This window comes from Streptomyces sp. NPDC007088, from assembly GCF_042869355.1.
Taxonomy (GTDB): Bacteria; Actinomycetota; Actinomycetes; order Streptomycetales; family Streptomycetaceae; genus Streptomyces.
Map to the genome: position 1 here is coordinate 37251 of NZ_JBIAFO010000020.1, position 16689 is coordinate 53939.

At 71.3% G+C, this 16689-nt stretch carries 11 protein-coding genes and 1 pseudogene; 6 read left to right on the top strand and 6 right to left on the bottom strand.

Going from position 1 to position 16689, the window contains the following annotated elements; genetic code table 11:
* Window positions 1–72 precede the first annotated feature (72 nt).
* From ACFYMP_RS26180 to ACFYMP_RS26190, 3 genes are read left to right on the top strand one after another with little or no spacing between them, the layout of a single operon-like run.
* The gene (locus ACFYMP_RS26180) at window positions 73–840 is read left to right on the top strand and encodes a thioesterase II family protein (protein ID WP_388862073.1); all 768 of its coding nucleotides are present in this window, start codon (window positions 73–75) and stop codon (window positions 838–840) included.
* Between the two features lie 16 nt (window positions 841–856).
* On the top strand, window positions 857–2296 hold the full coding sequence (locus ACFYMP_RS26185; RefSeq protein WP_388862075.1) for an amidase family protein: 1440 nt from the start codon (window positions 857–859) through the stop codon (window positions 2294–2296).
* Window positions 2297–2302: 6 nt separating this feature from the next.
* Window positions 2303–3616, top strand: coding sequence for a DUF1015 family protein (locus ACFYMP_RS26190; RefSeq protein WP_388862077.1), 1314 nt, complete (start codon window positions 2303–2305; stop codon window positions 3614–3616).
* 161 nt (window positions 3617–3777) lie between these two features.
* On the opposite strand, the gene ACFYMP_RS26195 is transcribed toward ACFYMP_RS26190, so the two are convergent.
* Window positions 3778–5220, bottom strand: a complete 1443-nt coding sequence (locus ACFYMP_RS26195) for a S41 family peptidase (protein WP_388862079.1) — start codon at window positions 5218–5220, stop codon at window positions 3778–3780.
* Between the two features lie 459 nt (window positions 5221–5679).
* On the bottom strand, window positions 5680–7167 hold the full coding sequence (locus ACFYMP_RS26200) for a CBS domain-containing protein (protein WP_388862081.1): 1488 nt from the start codon (window positions 7165–7167) through the stop codon (window positions 5680–5682).
* 432 nt (window positions 7168–7599) lie between these two features.
* Between ACFYMP_RS26200 and ACFYMP_RS26205 the strand changes: the two genes are divergently transcribed.
* Together ACFYMP_RS26205 and ACFYMP_RS26210 are read left to right on the top strand one after the other, a co-directional pair.
* A complete protein-coding gene (locus tag ACFYMP_RS26205; RefSeq protein ID WP_388862083.1) occupies window positions 7600–7761 on the top strand; it encodes a DUF255 domain-containing protein in 162 nt (53 codons plus the stop codon).
* Window positions 7762–7777: 16 nt separating this feature from the next.
* A complete protein-coding gene (locus ACFYMP_RS26210) occupies window positions 7778–9739 on the top strand; it encodes a thioredoxin domain-containing protein (protein WP_388862085.1) in 1962 nt (653 codons plus the stop codon).
* Window positions 9740–10560: 821 nt separating this feature from the next.
* On the opposite strand, the pseudogene ACFYMP_RS26215 reads toward ACFYMP_RS26210, so the two are convergent.
* The 3 genes and pseudogenes from ACFYMP_RS26215 to ACFYMP_RS26225 all read right to left on the bottom strand — a co-directional run.
* Window positions 10561–11280: pseudogene (locus ACFYMP_RS26215) on the bottom strand (Mut7-C RNAse domain-containing protein); the annotation flags it as partial.
* A 318-nt stretch (window positions 11281–11598) separates the two neighbouring features.
* The gene (locus tag ACFYMP_RS26220; protein ID WP_388862087.1) at window positions 11599–12219 is read right to left on the bottom strand and encodes a TetR/AcrR family transcriptional regulator; all 621 of its coding nucleotides are present in this window, start codon (window positions 12217–12219) and stop codon (window positions 11599–11601) included.
* 671 nt (window positions 12220–12890) lie between these two features.
* On the bottom strand, window positions 12891–13604 hold the full coding sequence (locus ACFYMP_RS26225; protein ID WP_388862089.1) for a hemolysin III family protein: 714 nt from the start codon (window positions 13602–13604) through the stop codon (window positions 12891–12893).
* A gap of 322 nt (window positions 13605–13926) precedes the next feature.
* On the opposite strand from ACFYMP_RS26225, the gene ACFYMP_RS26230 reads away from it, so the two are divergent.
* Window positions 13927–15870: a phosphoenolpyruvate carboxykinase (GTP) gene (locus ACFYMP_RS26230; protein WP_388862183.1), complete on the top strand. Its 1944-nt coding sequence runs from the start codon at window positions 13927–13929 to the stop codon at window positions 15868–15870.
* Between the two features lie 181 nt (window positions 15871–16051).
* On the opposite strand, the gene ACFYMP_RS26235 is transcribed toward ACFYMP_RS26230, so the two are convergent.
* Window positions 16052–16543, bottom strand: coding sequence for a hypothetical protein (locus ACFYMP_RS26235; RefSeq protein WP_388862091.1), 492 nt, complete (start codon window positions 16541–16543; stop codon window positions 16052–16054).
* Between the last annotated feature and the right edge of the window lie 146 nt (window positions 16544–16689).

Below are 16689 nucleotides of genomic sequence, written 5' to 3' on the forward strand. Positions count from 1 at the left end.
GGTGCCCATGAGCGGCGGGAAGCGCCGAGGCCGTGCCGCACCCCCACTCGAACTCTTATTCGGAGGCGTATCATGATCGCCGCTCAACAGACCAGCACCTGGTTGCGGAGATACCGACCGGTAGAGCGGCCCCGGGTCCGCCTGGTCTGCTTCGCGCACGCCGGCGGGGGCCCGAGCGCCTTCCGTACGTGGCCCGCCGCGCTGCCCTCCGATGTCGAGGTGGTCGTGGTGCGCTATCCAGGGCGGCAGGACCGTGTGACCGAGCCCTGTCTCGACCGGATGGAGCCGATGGCCGAGGCGGTCACGGAGGCGCTCGCGCCACTCCTCGACCGGCCGCTCGTCCTGTTCGGGCACAGCATGGGCGCGTGGATCGCGTACGAGGTGGCGCAGCGGACACCCGTGCACGCGTTGATCGTCTCGGGCCAGGTGCCGCCTTCACGAAGGAACTCAGCCCGCCCCGGTTCAGCCCGCCGAGGCGACGGAACCGGCGAGCTCAGCGACGAAGCACTCGTCGAGGAGGTCAAACGGCTTGGCGGGTACGACGCCCAGCTTTTCGAGGACCCTGAGCTGCGCGATCTGGTCCTGCCCCCGCTCCGGGCGGACTTCACGCTTGTCCGGACCTACCGCGCGGGCAGTCCGAACCTGCTCGGCTGCCCGGTGCACGCGTGCTACGGCGAGGATGACGCTGATACCCGGGCGCACGACGTCGACGCCTGGGCCGAGGTCACCACGGGCCCCTTCGAGGCGCACCGATTCCCCGGTGGCCACTTCTACCTGGCCGACCACGAGGCGGCACTGCTGCGGGAGATCTCCTCGCTGCGGGCGGTGTCCCGTGTTTGAACCGACCGAGGCGACAGTGGCTGGACTGCGGAAGGCTCTCGCCGACGGGAGCCTCAGCGCCCTCGAACTGACCCGCTGGTACCTGGACCGCATCAAACGCTTCAACGACGAACTGTGCGCGGTCATCGAAGTCAATCCGGACGCCGAGGCAGAGGCCGCCCGGCTGGACGCCGGCCCGGCCCGCGGCCCGTTGCACGGCATCCCCGTCCTGCTCAAGGACAACTTGGACACTGCCGATCGCATGCACACGACGAGCGGCTCGACGGTCATGCTCGGGTCCCGACCGGTCCGCGACGCCACCGCCGTGGCCCGGTTGCGAGCCGCCGGAGCCGTGCTGCTCGGCAAGGCGAACAAGACGTCGTGGATTCTCGGACCCGCGGGCTGGAGTGCCCGGGGTGGCCAGACGCGCAATCCGTACGACCCCTCGCGGTCGCCACACGGGTCGAGTTCGGGCTCGGCGGTAGCCGCCTCGGCGAACCTGTGCGCGGTGGCGCTCGGCACTGAGACGGTCGGTTCGATCCTGGGGCCCGCGGCCGCGAACTGTCTTGTCGGGGTCAAGCCGACCACGGGACTCACCAGCCGGGCGGGCATGATTCCCGGTATCCCCAGCTTCGACTCGGTCGGACCCCTGGCGCGTTCGGTCGCGGACGCCGCGGAAGTCCTCTCCGTGATCGCCGGCCCCGACCCGCTGGACGAGGCGACGGCCGGTGTGCCCCTGCTCGACTACCGGAGCTTCCTCGGCGCCACGGACCTGCGTGGTGTGCGCCTAGGTGTGCCTCGCAAGATGTTCTTCGGTTACAGCGAAGCGGCCGACGCGGTCGCCGAGTCCGCTCTGGAGGTCCTGAGCCGGCTTGGCGCGGTCGTCGTCGAGGGGACGGAGATCCCGGGGGCTGACGAGTTCACCACCCATCCGGCCTTCGGCCGCGTCGTGGTGAACGAGACGGCCCACGGCCTGGGGCACTACCTTGCCCGAACGCCCGGCAGCCACCCGCGCACCATCGCCGCCCTGGTGGAGGCCAACCGGGAGAACGCCGCGGTCGAGCTGGAGCTGTACGAGCAGGACGTCCTGGAGATGCTGGCCGCGCACACCCCCGACCTGAACGACCCGGGTTACCGTGACGCATTGGCCACTATGCGGAGAAAAGCGCAGGCGGAAGGCATGGACGCCGTCATGAACGAGTACCGGCTCGATGCGCTGGTCATGCCCACCTGCCCGCCACCGTGGCTGATCGACGCCGTCGAGGGCGATCCCGAGCCGCAAGGAGCCGCGCTCGTGCCCGGAGTGGCCGGCTACCCGGCCATCAGTGTGCCGGCGGGCTGGACGGAGGGCTTGCCGGTCGGTGTCACCTTCGCCGGTAGGGCGTTCAGTGAACCGGTTCTGTTTCGCCTGGCACACGCCTTCGAGCAGACGAGGCGGTCCCGCCGCCCGCCCGCTGCCTTCCTCGGTGACAGGTGAACGACCATGCTCGATCTCCTTCCCGGAAAGGACGACCCCGCACCACCGGCAGAGACCCGCGGTCTGAGGCTGCTCCCGCTGCGTGGAGTGCGCTATGTGCCGGAAGAGGTCGGCGGCCTGGAAGCGGTGGTCTCGTCCCCGCTCGACGGCGTGGTCCGCCGTGTGGGGCAGGCGCCCACGCACCCCTACAACATCGTCCGCCTGATACTTCCGCAGGCGGACACGGCCGAGGGCCGCCGACGACAGGCGTCAGGGACGCTGCGTGCGTGGGTTGCCGAAGGCATCCTCGCCTCCGACGCCGAACCGGCCCTGTACGTGTACGAACAGTCGCGCGGCGACCTTGTGCAACGCGGCGTCATCGGCGCCCTGGCGCTCTCTCCGCCCGAGGAGGGAATCGTCCTTCCCCACGAGGACGTCATCGCGTACGCCCTGGAGGAACGGGCGGCTCTCGTGCGGGCCACCGCGGCCCATCTCGAACCCCTGCTGCTCAGCTACCGGGGCACGGTCGAACCGACTGGAGCCACGTCCGTGGTCGAGCGAGCGACAGCCCGCCCTCCCCTGTCGGTCACCACCACGGAGGACGGCTTCCACCATCGCCTGTGGTCGATAACCGACCCGGCCGACGTCGGTGAGGTGGCCGATCACCTCGCCGGTCACCAGGCTCTCATCGCCGACGGCCACCACCGATGGGCCACGTACCTACGTCTGCAGCAGGAGCAGGCCGCCGCCCCCAGCCCTTGGGACTACGGTCTCGTTCTCCTCGTGGACACGGCGCTGTACCCCCTTCAGGTCAACGCGATCCACCGGCTCCTCCATCGGCTTCCCGTCTCCGAGGCGCTGGCCGCGGTAGGGGGCTCCTTCCGCGTCAGACACCTGGACACGTCGCTTTCGCAGGCCATGACAGCCCTGGAGGAAGCCGCCTCCACCGGTAACGCCTTCCTTCTCGCGGGCGATGGTTCCTATCACCTCCTCGACAGCCCGGACCCAGCACTTCTCGCCCGTACGGTGCGACCGGATCGTCCGGCGGACTGGCGTGCCCTGGACGCCGCGGTACTGCACGAGACCCTGCTGGCCCAGGTGTGGCGCATCCCGGATGCCGCCGACTCCATCGGGTACGTCCATGACGCGGAGGCGGCGGTGGCCCAGGCCGAGATGCGTGACGCGACGGCCGTGCTGATGCATCCGGTACGCGAGGAAGTAGTGCACGACCTGGCGCGCCGAGGCGTCACGATGCCGCGGAAGTCGACCTCCTTCGGCCCGAAACCGGCCTCCGGCCTGGTCTTGCACAGCCTGGAGGACATGGTGCCCGCTCCCGAGTAGGCGCCGGCACAAGGCGCGTGCGTCCGCACCCGGCTCCGCTCGCCGCGGCAAGGACCGGGCCGGGTGCTGTCCGCAAGGCGTCAGCGATCCTCACCCCGGCTGAAGGGTGCCGGACAGGCGAAACCTGCGGTGCACAGACACGCGCGCCCACCTCACCTGGCTCAGTCGAGAAGCTCGCGTGCTCGGGCGAGTGCGCTGTCGCGGCCGGCCGCGAAGTCGGCATCGGTGAAAACGGGTACGCGGACGGTGGGCGCAATACCGGTCCCTTCGAAATCCGCACCGTCCGGTGCGAGGTACCTCTCGTTGGGCAGGGTGAAGGACCAGCCATTGGGCAGGACACGGTCCATGGTGTCGGAGAGGGCTCCTTGGGTGTTCTCACCAATACGGACAGGGGCCGGGGCGCGGTCCATGAGGGCCTGAGTGAAGGTCTCTCCCGCGCTGACGGTCAGGCGGCCGGTGAGCACGGCGAGCGGGCCGGTGTAGACCGGGCCGCCCGGCTGCGGGCTTACCCTGATCGGTTGGGGTGAGGTGAACGATTGCGCCCCCTCGGTGTTGTCGCGGGCTTGCTTCGTGTAGGCGGTGTACGGGTGGGCGGTGAGCCGGGAGGCGACGCGCAGCCCGAGGGAGTCGGATCCGCCGCCGTTGAAACGGAGATCGATGACGAGTGCGCGCAGCGCCCGGGGGCCACGGGTGCGCGCTTCGGTGAATACGGCGTCGAGGGCCTTGTCGAGTGCGGCCTGGTCCCTCGCGTAGTCGCCGTTCTCGGTGAAGCCGGAGAAGCGGATGATACGCAGGTAGCCGAGGCGGTTGGGCAGGTCGGCGTATCCGATGGCGCCCCGCCCCCAACGTTGTTGCGGCGTGCCCACACTTGCGGTCGTCGCCTTCTCGATCCTCGTGACGGTGTCGGGCGTGGGCACCTTCGTGTCCGGCTGGTGGCCCGTGAAGTGCTGGTCTGCGCCCGCGACGACGGCGGTGTGGGCGTCGTGCAGCGGCTCGATCATGTCCTTGAGGACACCGAACAGTTCGGCATTGGTGGTGTCGGCGGTGACGGTGGGACGGTAGTGGTCACGTACCGCGGCCCAGTCGATGCCCTTGGCTGTGAAGGAGGGATAGTTCTCCGCGTACGTCTGCCAGAAGGTGTCGAAAACGGAACGAGGGTCTGCGGACGCTCTTTGAGCGCACCTCTCGGGGAGCTCGTGGACGCGGTGCAACGTGCGGAACCCCGCGTTGTCCGCGAAGCGGAGCCTGATGACAGCGGAGTCGTCGTCGGTGTACGGAGTGAGGGTGATGGGACCGGCGTCCGCCTTGGCAGCCGGCGTGTAGTCCACGGCACCGCCAGCCCGGGATGAGCCGCTCTGCTCGGCTTCCAGGCCGCCGGGCAGGCAACTGACGCGTGTCGTCTCGTACGTGCGGAGGTGGCGTCCGCTGACCGAGACGACGGTGCCGTATCCGCTGCTCCGCCACAGCCCCCGCAGCGAGGGGCGCGCAGGTTCGGCGTTCCCGGGCGGCCCCGTACCGCAGGTCATGGCGGGGAAGACAGTGGCGGCGAGGGCGAGTACGAGAGCGCGGAACAGGATGTGCCGACGGGGGGTCCTGGGATGCATGTCGCGTACGTTACGAAGAGCGTGTCCTCTGGCACTATGGGTCGTTCACCCGTATTCGGGTTCGGGAATCCGAACCCGAATACGGATGAACGTTCCATATCGGCTCGCGGCTGGGCGGTCTGTGGCGGGGGCTCGCCCTCCGCCTCGGTGACGTCTCGTTCCAGGATGATCCCGGCGCGGAGGCTTGGGGGCCATGCGGCTCGGCGGGGGCTCATCCGCGCCGCGCGGACGGGCGTGACGCGGGCAGGCGTGCCAACCGAGACAATCGGCCGCGACGGGATGAGGTGCCGGCGAGGTTTGCGGGACCTGACGAGGCCGGGGGCGGTCGCGCCCGCACGAGGTCCTTCTCGCGCAACTCCGCAGAGCCGGTCCGCCGGCACGTCCGACGCCATCGGCGGCTCGCACGTCCGGGCTCCGCGAACCGGGAGGTGTCCGGCCGGCCGTGTGGGGCTGCCGCCCTCACCCCCCGTGTTCGCGGAGCAACTCGATCATGTTGCGCAACTTCGGGATGGCCGCGTCGCCGGCCTTGTCCTTGTCGTTGAAGTGCATGAGTTCGTTGCGGACCTCACGCAGTTCGTTCAGGCAGTCCGTGAAGGACTTGCGGTCCAGCGGCCAACCGAGCTTGTCCCACTGCTCCTGATTGCTCAACACGCGCTGGTAGTCGCCGAAGGACAAGTGGCCGAACGACGTGAGCCCGCGGCGTCCGTCCGCGTCGCACAACGCGATCACGTCCGCCAGGTCGAGCCCTTCCGAGATGATCCGGCGCAGCTGCCGGTCCAGGTCGCCGATGAGCAAGAACGGCCTGGCCGTGGCCCCGTACTCCACGGCCACATCGGCGATGGTGACGATGCCGGCGATCTCGTTCGTCTGGTTCTTGACCAGGACGAAGCCGAACTGTTCGAGATGCGGCAGGACGTCGATCAGATGATCCGCGTAGCTGACGGCGTGCGCTCTGACCACGGCTCGGGCGAAGGGCGCTCCGGCGTCCGTATAGCGGGCCAGCGCCATGGATTCCCAGGTGACGGCACCCTGGAGACTGCGCGTCCCGTTCAGTACCGGAAGCTGCGAGTACCCGTTGAGCCGCATCTTGGTGAACGCCTCCTCGAAGCTGGCCGAGGACTTCACGGATGTCACTCCTCCCAGGGCGGAGCGCAGGTTACCGACCGTCTGCCCCTGTATGGGTTCGTCCTCGTCCTCGCTCTTCTTGTCAACAGAGGGGGTGGGCGGTGGGACGGCGGCCAGGGGAGCGCTTTCTGGCCGCGTCTCCTCTGGCTCACCGGACGTCACTCCGACCATCAGCCGTCCTGACAACAGCTCGTCCCCGGTCGCTGTCTCCTGATCGTCCTCGGTGTTCACAGGTGGCCCGGTCAGGGTGATCTGGTCGTCGAGGCCGACCGCCGCGAAGTCCGGCACAGTGGACAGCCCGTGGTTCGCCAACTCCGTCGCCACTTGCTCGCTGACCAGATAGCCGCGTCGGGAGACGCCCCACCACGCCAGGAGGTTGCGGACGGTGAGTGTGATAGGTGCCGAGGCGTCAGCCTGCCTTCGGGCGTCCTTCAGCCAGGCGTGCCTGGCCGCCGAACTGTCGTCCGGCACCGCTTCACCGGACAACGGTTCGGCAGCCGCGTCGAGCAACTCCTGGCGCAGGGCGTCCAGCAGTGTGCCGTCGGGCAACTGCCAGGCGGTCCAGCCGTCATAGGGGCCTCGTCCAGTGGCCGCGGCCGCTGCCTTGGAGGGGGTGCGAAACTTCCGCCCGTTGGGGAGTTCGATCTTGCCGTCCGCGGTGACGAAACCGGTGTACTCCTGCCCCGATCGCCTCCGCGGGAACGTGAGCCGTGTCCCCGCAGCGAGCAGGCCGGCGTTCACGAGGTCCGAAACCCGGACGCGCCGACCGCCGATCAGATACGAGGCCCGTCCGGTCGACAGCTCCACGGTTGAGTTCGGCATCAGCCCGCCCTTCATTCGTTCGACGAGACCCGATCGTCGCAGAGACGCGTCCCCGGCGCCGGAGATCGGCCCAAGGCCGTCGACTCGGTGTCGACTGCCGGGAAACATGTCAGCGCGGTGGAGGCGCGGTTGTGTGAGACGGACAGGGCGTGCGAGTCGGTCGTACGACCAGTCGCGGGCGCTGCGCAGCTCAAGGTGATCACCCCCGGTGAACCAGGGAGCCGAAATCAGGGGCGCGATCGGTGGGTCGACAGCCGGAGCCACCGTCGCGTTCGGTCCCCGCGGCCCGCAGCCGTACGCGGGCGCCGGGGCGCGAGCCGGTTGACCGTGCCGTGCGGCAGCCCGCTCTGCCGGACACCCCGCCGAACGCATTGTCAGCGTGCCCGGCCGGATGATCCCCCGTCGCGATGGGGACCGTGCGACGATGGCGCCATGAACCGACTTGCCAACGAGCAGTCGCCCTATCTCCTCCAGCACGCCTCCAATCCTGTGGACTGGTGGCCATGGGGAGAGGAGGCGATGCAAGAGGCCAAGCGGCGCGACGTACCCATCCTTCTCTCGGTGGGATATTCGTCGTGCCACTTAGCCTGCTGATCTCTGGTGCCACGTCATGGCCCACGAGTCCTTCGAGGACGAGGCCACGGCCGCCGTCATGAACGCCGGGTTCGTCAACATCAAGGTCGACCGTGAGGAACGGCCGGACGTTGACGCCGTCTACATGGAGGCTGTGCAGGCGGCCACCGGGCACGGTGGATGGCCGATGACTGTTTTTCTCACGCCCGACGCCGAACCCTTCTACTTCGGTACCTACTTCCCGCCCGAGCCCCGGCACGGTTCGCCCGGTTTCCGGCAGGTTCTCGACGGGGTGGGCTCCGCGTGGGCCGAGCGGCGGGCGGAGGTCGACGACGTGGCCGCGCGCATCACCGCCGACCTCGCCGAACGCCGGCTGAACGTCCCCGAGGACAGCGCGCTGCCCGGCGAGGACGTGCTCGGCGCCGCCCTCCTCGGGCTCACCCGCGACTACGACTCCACCCACGGCGGTTTCGGTGACGCGCCCAAGTTCCCGCCGTCCATGACCCTGGAGTTCCTGCTGCGTCACCACGCGCGCACCGGCTCCGAGGGCGCCCTCCAGATGGCCGTCGACACCGCCGAGCACATGGCCCGCGGTGGTATCTACGACCAGCTCGGCGGCGGCTTCGCGCGCTACTCCGTCGACCGCGAGTGGGTCGTGCCGCACTTCGAGAAGATGTTGTACGACAACGCGCTCCTCACCCGCGCCTACACCCACCTGTGGCGTACCACCGGTTCCGCGCTCGCCCGCCGTGTGGCCCTGGAGACCGCCGACTTCATGGTCCGCGAACTGCGCACTCCCGAGGGCGGCTTCGCCTCCGCGCTCGACGCCGACAGCGACGACGGCAGCGGCCGGCACGTCGAGGGCGCCTACTACGTGTGGACCCCCGCACAACTGCGCGCCGTCCTCGGTGAACAGGACGCCCGGCTCGCCGCCGCCCATTACGGAGTGACCGAGGAAGGTACCTTCGAGCACGGCAGTTCCGTACTGCGGCTCCCCGCCGGTGACAGCCACGAGTACGGTAGCCCCGACCTGGAGGCCCTGGACCCGGACGGCCCCGGCCCCGACGCCTCCGGCGGCGACCGCGGACGCGGACCGCTCCTGGACGCCCAGAAGCTCCACTCCCTGCGCGCGCGCCTCCTCGAAGCACGCGCCGGACGCCCCGCGCCCGGACGGGACGACAAGGTCGTCGCCGCCTGGAACGGGCTCGCCGTCGCCGCGCTCGCCGAGACCGGAGCCGCCTTCGAACGGCCCGACCTCGTCCAGGCCGCCGTCGACGCCGCGGACCTCCTCGTCCGCCTCCACCTCGACCCGCACGCCCGGCTCACCCGCACCTCGCGCGACGGACGCCCCGGCACCACCGCCGGAGTCCTGGAGGACTACGCGGACGTCGCCGAGGGCTTCCTCGCCCTGGCTTCCGTCACCGGGGAAGGCGTCTGGGTCGAGTTCGCCGGTTTCCTGCTCGACATCGTCCTCGACCAGTTCCGTGACGCGTCCGGTGCCCTGTACGACACCGCCGCCGACGCCGAACCCCTCATCCGCCGCCCGCAGGACCCCACCGACAACGCCACCCCCTCCGGCTGGAACGCCGCCGCCGGAGCCCTCCTCTCCTATGCCGCGCACACCGGCTCGGAGGCCCACCGCACCGCCGCCGAACAGGCGCTCGGCGTCGTCAGCGCACTCGGCCCGCGCGTACCCCGGTTCATCAGCCAGGGACTCGCCGTCGCCGAAGCCCGGCTGGCGGGCCCCTACGAGATCGCCGTCGTCGGCGACCGCGAGGACCCCCGCACCCGCGCCCTGCACCGTACGGCGCTGCTCGCCACGTCCCCGGGAGCGGTCGTGGCCGTCGGCGCCCCCGGAGAGGAGCCCGAGTTCCCGCTGCTCGCCGGCCGCCCGCTCGTCGACGGCGCCCCGGCCGCCTACCTGTGCAAGGGCTTCGTGTGCGAACGGCCCGAGACCGACCCGGAGGCCGTCGCCGAACGTCTCGGCAGCCGAAGCTGAGACAGCGGGGGGCGGGGGCGGGGCGCTCCCGGACCTTCGCCGCCCCTGTGCGGGCCCGCACCTTTGCCCTGGGGCGGGCCCCGGCCCGCACCGCGCTCGGGCTTCGGTCAGGTGCGGAGCCAGACGCGGAGATCGCCCAGCGGGCAGAAACCCGCCGCGAGGGCCACGGCCAGCGCCTCGCCGGACTCGTAGCCCACCAGCGGGGAGCCGGGAAACAGCCGGGCCGCGGCATCGACGACCGCGCCCAGCACCCGCGGCTCCTCGCCCTGCCGTACGGCGAAGAGATTCGACAGGCCGGTCACGCCCGCCGCCTCGTTGAGGACCGCCCCGCCGCACAGCGAGCCGTCCTCCTCCCGCACCTCCAGGACCCGCACCGACGGCTCGTCGAGCAGGGCGGCCCGGAACACGTCGACGGGCTCCTCGCTCCAGGCCCGCTGCCACCGCTCCAGGGCGCCCGCCTCCCGTACGGCCACGACCCGCGGGCGGGGGGACGGGGGCGGGGACGGACGGGTGGTTGCGGGCAGGTGTGTCCAGGTCGCCGAGAACAGCTCGGAGAACCCGTACGGCGACAGGTCCAGGCACGCGTAACTGTCCTTCACCGCGGTGGCGGAACTCGCACCGTCGAGCAGCTGGGCGACCTCCCGCGCGCGGACCTCCCGGCTCAGCGTCACCGCGTCCGGGTAGTACGGGGGAGTCGCGCCCCCGCTCCACCACACCCCGGAACCGAAGGTGCCCGGCCCCTCGTGGGTCGCGCACACGGTGGAGCACCAGGCCGCGTTGTTCAGGACGGCGGCGTCTAAGGGGGTGGTGGCCGTCGGCTGTCCGAAGTCCCGCACGGCGTCCGCGACGATCGCCTCCAGGCGGGAGTGGTGGGCGCCCCGCCAGTAGACCTGGCCGCATTCCACGCACTGCGCGAAGACGTCGTAGGTCCGGCTGGTGCCGCCCTCCAGACGGTCCCGCACCTCTTCCGCGCGGGCCTCGCGCAGTGCGCCGTTGCAGGCCGTGCACCGGGTCCACGGAGCGAGGGCCGGGCGGAAGCGGTCGAGGACGTCGCGCAGCTGTTCCTCGGGGCGGTCGCTGTAGACGTAGGCCCCGGCCCACAGCTCCCGGCGGCGCAGCAGTCCCCGGTCGCGGCTCAGCAGGACGCGGCGGTCGGCCGCGGAGCGGGAGGCGAGCGCGGGGTCGCCGATGTCCAGCGCCTCGTAGTCCGCGTCGACGCCGAGCAGGCGCAGGCGCCGCGCCAGGGTGCCGAGATGGACGTCGAGCAGGAAACGCAGGGGCGCCCCGGGAACCGGCTGCGGGCGGCCCACCGGGCGCACCTCCACCGACTCCCCGGCCGCCGGTATGTGGGAGGGGCCGACCGGGGCGCCGTTTACGAAAAGAGCGCCGACCTCGGTCAGTGGCACGCCGAGGGACTCCACGACGTGGCCGAGGGTGGACACCCCGTCCGTCGTGGCGGTGGTGGGCCCGTGGCGGCGGCCGGCGGAGACGAAGGTCTCCAGGCCGCGCCCGAACGCGATGACGATCTGCGGTCCGTTCACGCGGTCAGAGTGGCACGCCGGGGCGACTGCTGCCCGAAGTTATCCACAAGGGAGGGGTGATGATCGTATAGGCGGCCCAGGTGGCGGCCCGGGCGGCGGCCCAGGCGGCGGCCCAGGCGCCTCGAACGGCCCGAAGCGACCACGCGGGGAGGTGCCGGAGGGCGCGGAGAAGGCGAACACACCCTCCGCGCCCCTCTTCACCGGTGGCTCATCACCGGTGTGGAGCCACCGATAAAGAGCCACCGGTGATGAGCCACCTGAAGAGGAGGAGACGGAACACCCTCCGCGTCCCCCGCCGACAGACGACCAACGCCCCCGTCAGAGTGCGAAGCCGTTCGCGAAAGGGGAGAGGGCCCGGTCCACGAGGTCGAACAGGCTGTGCTCGTGGTGGTGTTCGGCCCAGTACAGCGTGGTCTGGGACATCGCGCCGATCAGGCCCATTGCCACGGCCCGCACCTCCAGCTCTCCGGCGTCCCTGCCGGTGCGGGCGGCGATGACGCGGCACAGCATGGCGCCCGTCAGCGAGAAGCTCTCCAGCATCCTGGCGCGCAGCGCGGGCACCTCGTTCAGGAGGCGGGAGCGGACCCGTACCTCGTCGGCGTGGTTCTCGTACTGCTCGCGCATCACGTGGTGCATCACCTGGCGCAGCGATTCGACCAGCGGTTCGTCGGCCGGCCGGTTCGTCAGCGCGTCCTCCAGCAGCGGGTCGTACTCCTCAGTGAGGAGGATGTCCTCCTTGGTCGGGAAGTACCGGAAGACCGTGCTGGGGGAGACCTCGGCCGCCTCCGCGATCTGCTCGACCGTCGTGCCCTCGTAGCCCTGCGCCGCGATCAGGCGGTAGGTCGCGGTCCGGATCGCCTGGCGGGTCTTGATCTTCTTGCGTTCCCGAAGACCCAGGTGGGGAGTGGTTGCGGTCGCCGGGGACTGTACCGATTCCATGGCCTCATTGTCGGCCATCCCCGACGGGCGGGGCTATGCCCGGTGGCATTCCGCGCCGTCCTCACCCGCGGTCTCGGCCGGCCGGCTGTTCCCGTCGCGGCCGGTTCACGCCTCGTGTCGCGCGCCTCGTGCCGCGCCTCGTGTCACGAGGCGTGCCCGCCCCGTTCCCGCTCCAGCCCGCCCCGTCCCCTCCCGGCCCCCGGTTCGCCGTCCGCCGCCCATCAAGCGGCAGTAGCTCGCAATTACCGCCCTCAGTCAAATGCGGGGAACCTCCTCCATTGTCCGAGGTGTGTGTCACGCTGGGATGACGGTCGGTCAACCGGTTGTGATCATGGAAGGTCGCGGAGGGCGCGGAGGTCGCGAGAGGACAAGGAGGAGGGCCCATGACGGGTGATGCGCCGCGTGGAGACGGGTGGGCGAGGCGTGCCGGCGGGAGGAGAGGCGCCGGTTCACGGGGCGGGACGCGAGGGCGCGTCCTGCGGGAGGTGGCCGCGTTCCTCGCCGTCGCGGCCGCTGTCGTGCTGGGGTTCCTCGCCGGCGGCGCCCTCGCCGTGTTCGTCGCGGTGAGTGCCGGGGTGGCCGCCCTGACGTGGCGGGTGGCCGTGGCGTCGAGGCCGCCACGGCCACCGGGGGCGCGGCGGGCGCGTCGCCGCGCCCGGGGGTACTGGGGGTCAGGCGTGCTGGTAGGCCACCAGCGAGATGCCGACATAGTGCACGACGAAAGCCGCGAGCGTGAGGGAGTGGAAGACCTCGTGGAACCCGAACCACCGAGGTGAGGGGTTGGGGCGCTTGATGCCGTAGATGATCCCGCCCGCGCTGTAGAGCACGCCGCCGACGACCACGCACACCAGGACGGCGGTCCCGCCGGCCCGCATGAAGTCCGGCAGGAAGAACACCGCGGCCCAGCCCATCGCGATGTAGCAGGGCGTGTAGAGCCAGCGGGGCGCGCCCACCCAGAACACCCGGAAGGCGATCCCCGCCGCGGCCGCGGCCCAGATGCTCCACAGCAGCCATCGGCCGGTGCTGTCGGGCAGCAGCAGGAGGGTCAGCGGCGTGTACGTGCCCGCGATGATCAGGAAGATGTTGGCGTGGTCCAGCCGGCGCAGCACCGCGCCGGCCCGCGGCCCCCAGTCGCCCCGGTGGTACAGGCCGCTCACGCCGAACAGCAGGCACGCGCTCAGGGTGTAGATCCCGCAGGCGACGCGGCCGCGGCCGGAGTCGGCGAGCGCGGTGAGGACGAGACCCGCGACGACCACCGCCGGGAACATCCCGGCATGCAGCCAGCCCCGCATTCTCGGTTTCACCACGGCGGGAAGCGCGATCTCGGTGGGTTCGCCCGTGGGGACGGGGTGGTTCGGCGTCGCGTCGGACGCGGGCGCAGTCATATCGGCATCGTAAGCGAGGTTCTCCCCGGCCTCCGAGGGTGCCCGGGAGCCGGGGGCGCGCGGGTGCGGCGAGGGGCGCCGGGCCGTGTCCCGCGTCACTCCGCTCAGATGTGAGGCCCTCTGGACAGATGGGCGGGAACGGCGCAGGATCATATGAGTGCGGTCGGCACCGGATGAGCGGCTACGAAGCATCCGGGTCGCAGCCCCCAAGGGGCACAACCCTCGAACCCCTCGCTTAGGAGCGATCGTGGCGCGCGACAACGCGGCTCCCCAGTACTCCGCCGACCCGGGCACCCCGGCTCCAGTGGGCACCCCGGCTCCGGTGGGCACCCCGGCCTCCTCGGGCACCCCGGCCTCCTCGGGTGCTCCCGCCTCCTCGGGTACGCCCGCCTCGCCGGGCGCCCCGGCCCCCTCGGGAAACGCGGGGCCCGCGGCGGTCGCCCTCGCCGTCGATCCCGGGCCCTCCCGTACCCGGCACCGGGCGCTCGTGGACTGGGTGGGCGAGATCGCCGCCCTCACCGAGCCGGAGGCGGTCGTCTGGTGCGACGGCTCCGAGGCCGAGTACGACCGGCTCAGCGCCGAACTGGTCCGCAGGGGCACCTTCAGGAAGCTGGACCCGACGCTGCGGCCGAACTCGTACTACGCGGCCTCCGACCCCTCGGACGTCGCCCGCGTCGAGGACCGGACCTTCATCTGCTCCGCCAGGGAGGAGGACGCGGGCCCCACCAACCACTGGCGCGACCCCGCCGAGATGCGCGAGGTCTTCCGCGGCAAGGACGGGCTGGGGGGCGTCTTCCGCGGGTCGATGCGCGGCCGGACCCTCTACGTCGTCCCGTTCTGCATGGGGCCGCTGGGCTCCCCGCTGTCCGCGATCGGCGTCGAGCTGACCGACTCCGCGTACGTCGCCGTGTCCATGCGCACCATGACCCGCATGGGACAGGACGTGCTGGACGAACTGGGCGAGGACGGCTTCTTCGTCAAGGCCGTGCACACCCTGGGCGCCCCGCTCCAGGAGGGCGAGGCCGACGTGCCCTGGCCCTGCAACCCCACGAAGTACATCTCGCACTTCCCCGAGGACCGCGAGATCTGGTCCTACGGATCGGGCTACGGCGGGAACGCGCTGCTCGGGAAGAAGTGCTACGCGCTGCGCATCGCCTCCGTCATGGCCCGTGACGAGGGCTGGCTCGCCGAGCACATGCTCATCCTCAAGCTGACCCCGCCGCGCGGCGAGAGCAAGTACGTCGCCGCCGCCTTCCCGAGCGCCTGCGGGAAGACGAACCTCGCGATGCTGGAACCCACCGTCAAGGGCTGGACGGTCGAGACCATCGGCGACGACATCGCCTGGATGCGGTTCGGCGAGGACGGCCGGCTGTACGCGATCAACCCGGAGGCCGGGTTCTTCGGCGTCGCGCCCGGCACCGGCGAGCACACCAACGCCAACGCGATGAAGACGCTGTGGGGCAACGCCGTCTTCACCAACGTCGCGCTCACCGACGACGGCGACGTGTGGTGGGAGGGCATGACCGAGGAGCCCCCCGCCCACCTCACGGACTGGAAGGGCCAGGACTGGACCCCGGAGTCGGGGACCCCTGCCGCGCACCCCAACGCGCGCTTCACCGTGCCCGCCGCCCAGTGCCCGATCATCGCGCCCGAGTGGGAGGACCCCAGGGGCGTGCCGATCTCGGCGATCCTCTTCGGCGGGCGCCGCGCCTCCGCCGTACCGCTGGTGACCGAGTCCTTCGACTGGAACCACGGCGTGTTCCTCGGCGCCAACGTCGCGAGCGAGAAGACCGCCGCCGCCGAGGGCAAGGTCGGCGAACTGCGCCGCGACCCCTTCGCGATGCTGCCCTTCTGCGGCTACAACATGGGCGACTACATGGGGCACTGGATCGACGTAGCCAAGGGCAGGGACCAGGCGAAACTGCCGAGGATCTACTACGTCAACTGGTTCCGCAAGGACGAGTCCGGCCGCTTCGTGTGGCCCGGCTTCGGAGAGAACAGCCGGGTCCTCAAGTGGATCGTCGACCGGCTCGACGGCCGGGCCGAAGGGGTCGACAGCCCGATCGGCGTGCTGCCCGCGAAGGGCGCCCTGGACACCGGGGGCCTGGGCCTGTCCGAGGCCGACCTCGACTACCTGCTCACCGTCGACAAGGACGTCTGGCGCGAGGAGGCCGCCCTCGTGCCCGAGCACCTCAACACCTTCGGCGAGCACACCCCGAAGGAGCTGTGGGACGAGTACCGGGCGCTCGTACGACGCCTGGGCTGACCCCCCGGTCGCGGCCCCGGCCCACGGGCCGCCCCAGCCTCCTCGCCGGGCACGAAACCGGCGTGGAACCAGGGACGGGCCCCTCGCACAACGGCGTGCGAGGGGCCCGTTCCCCGTGCGGCGGGCCCAGAAGGCCCGTCTTCCGCGTGGCGCACCCGGCGGGCGCCGGTGACGGGACCGCTCAGGCGGCGGCCAGTGCCGGGCCGTCGGCCGACGCGGCGGAGTGGCCGGCGGCGACGTGGTCGGAGTGGCCGACGGCGCCGGCGCCCTCGGCCTGCGCGGCGTGCGCCTCCATACGGCGGGCGGCCAGGATCGCCACCGTCGTGTCGGCGCGCGAGGCGGCCACGACCAGGGCCCGGCCGGCGAGCGCGTGCGCCCGTACGTGCAGGGCGGAGAGCGCGGGCTCGTGGATCGCGCGGACCACGGCCGAACGGGCCGGGGCGTTCCCGCGCCGCAGCCGGGCGATGTGCCGGGACAGCTCCGCGGCCGCCTCGTCCAGGTCCCCGGCGGCCTCGTCGGGGGAGAGGGAACGCAGTTCGTCGGTCACCGCGAGCAGGGCGGCGAGATGGCCGGCGAGCTGGATGTCCAGCTCCTCCTCGCGTGAACGGTGCGGGAAGGAAGCCTGGTCGCCGGCGGGTGAGTGCACCGACTTGCCGCGGATCGGTTCATACATGGGGGCCTCCAGGTGGTATCTGGGGACCATCCTACATTGGATCGTGTCTAAGTTAGAACCTGTCCAAAGTAGCGTCGCGCACTTTCCCGAGGCCGGGTCGCCCCGTGGTCGTGTCGTCGGCCGGGCGGGCGGTGCCCTCCGTGCGG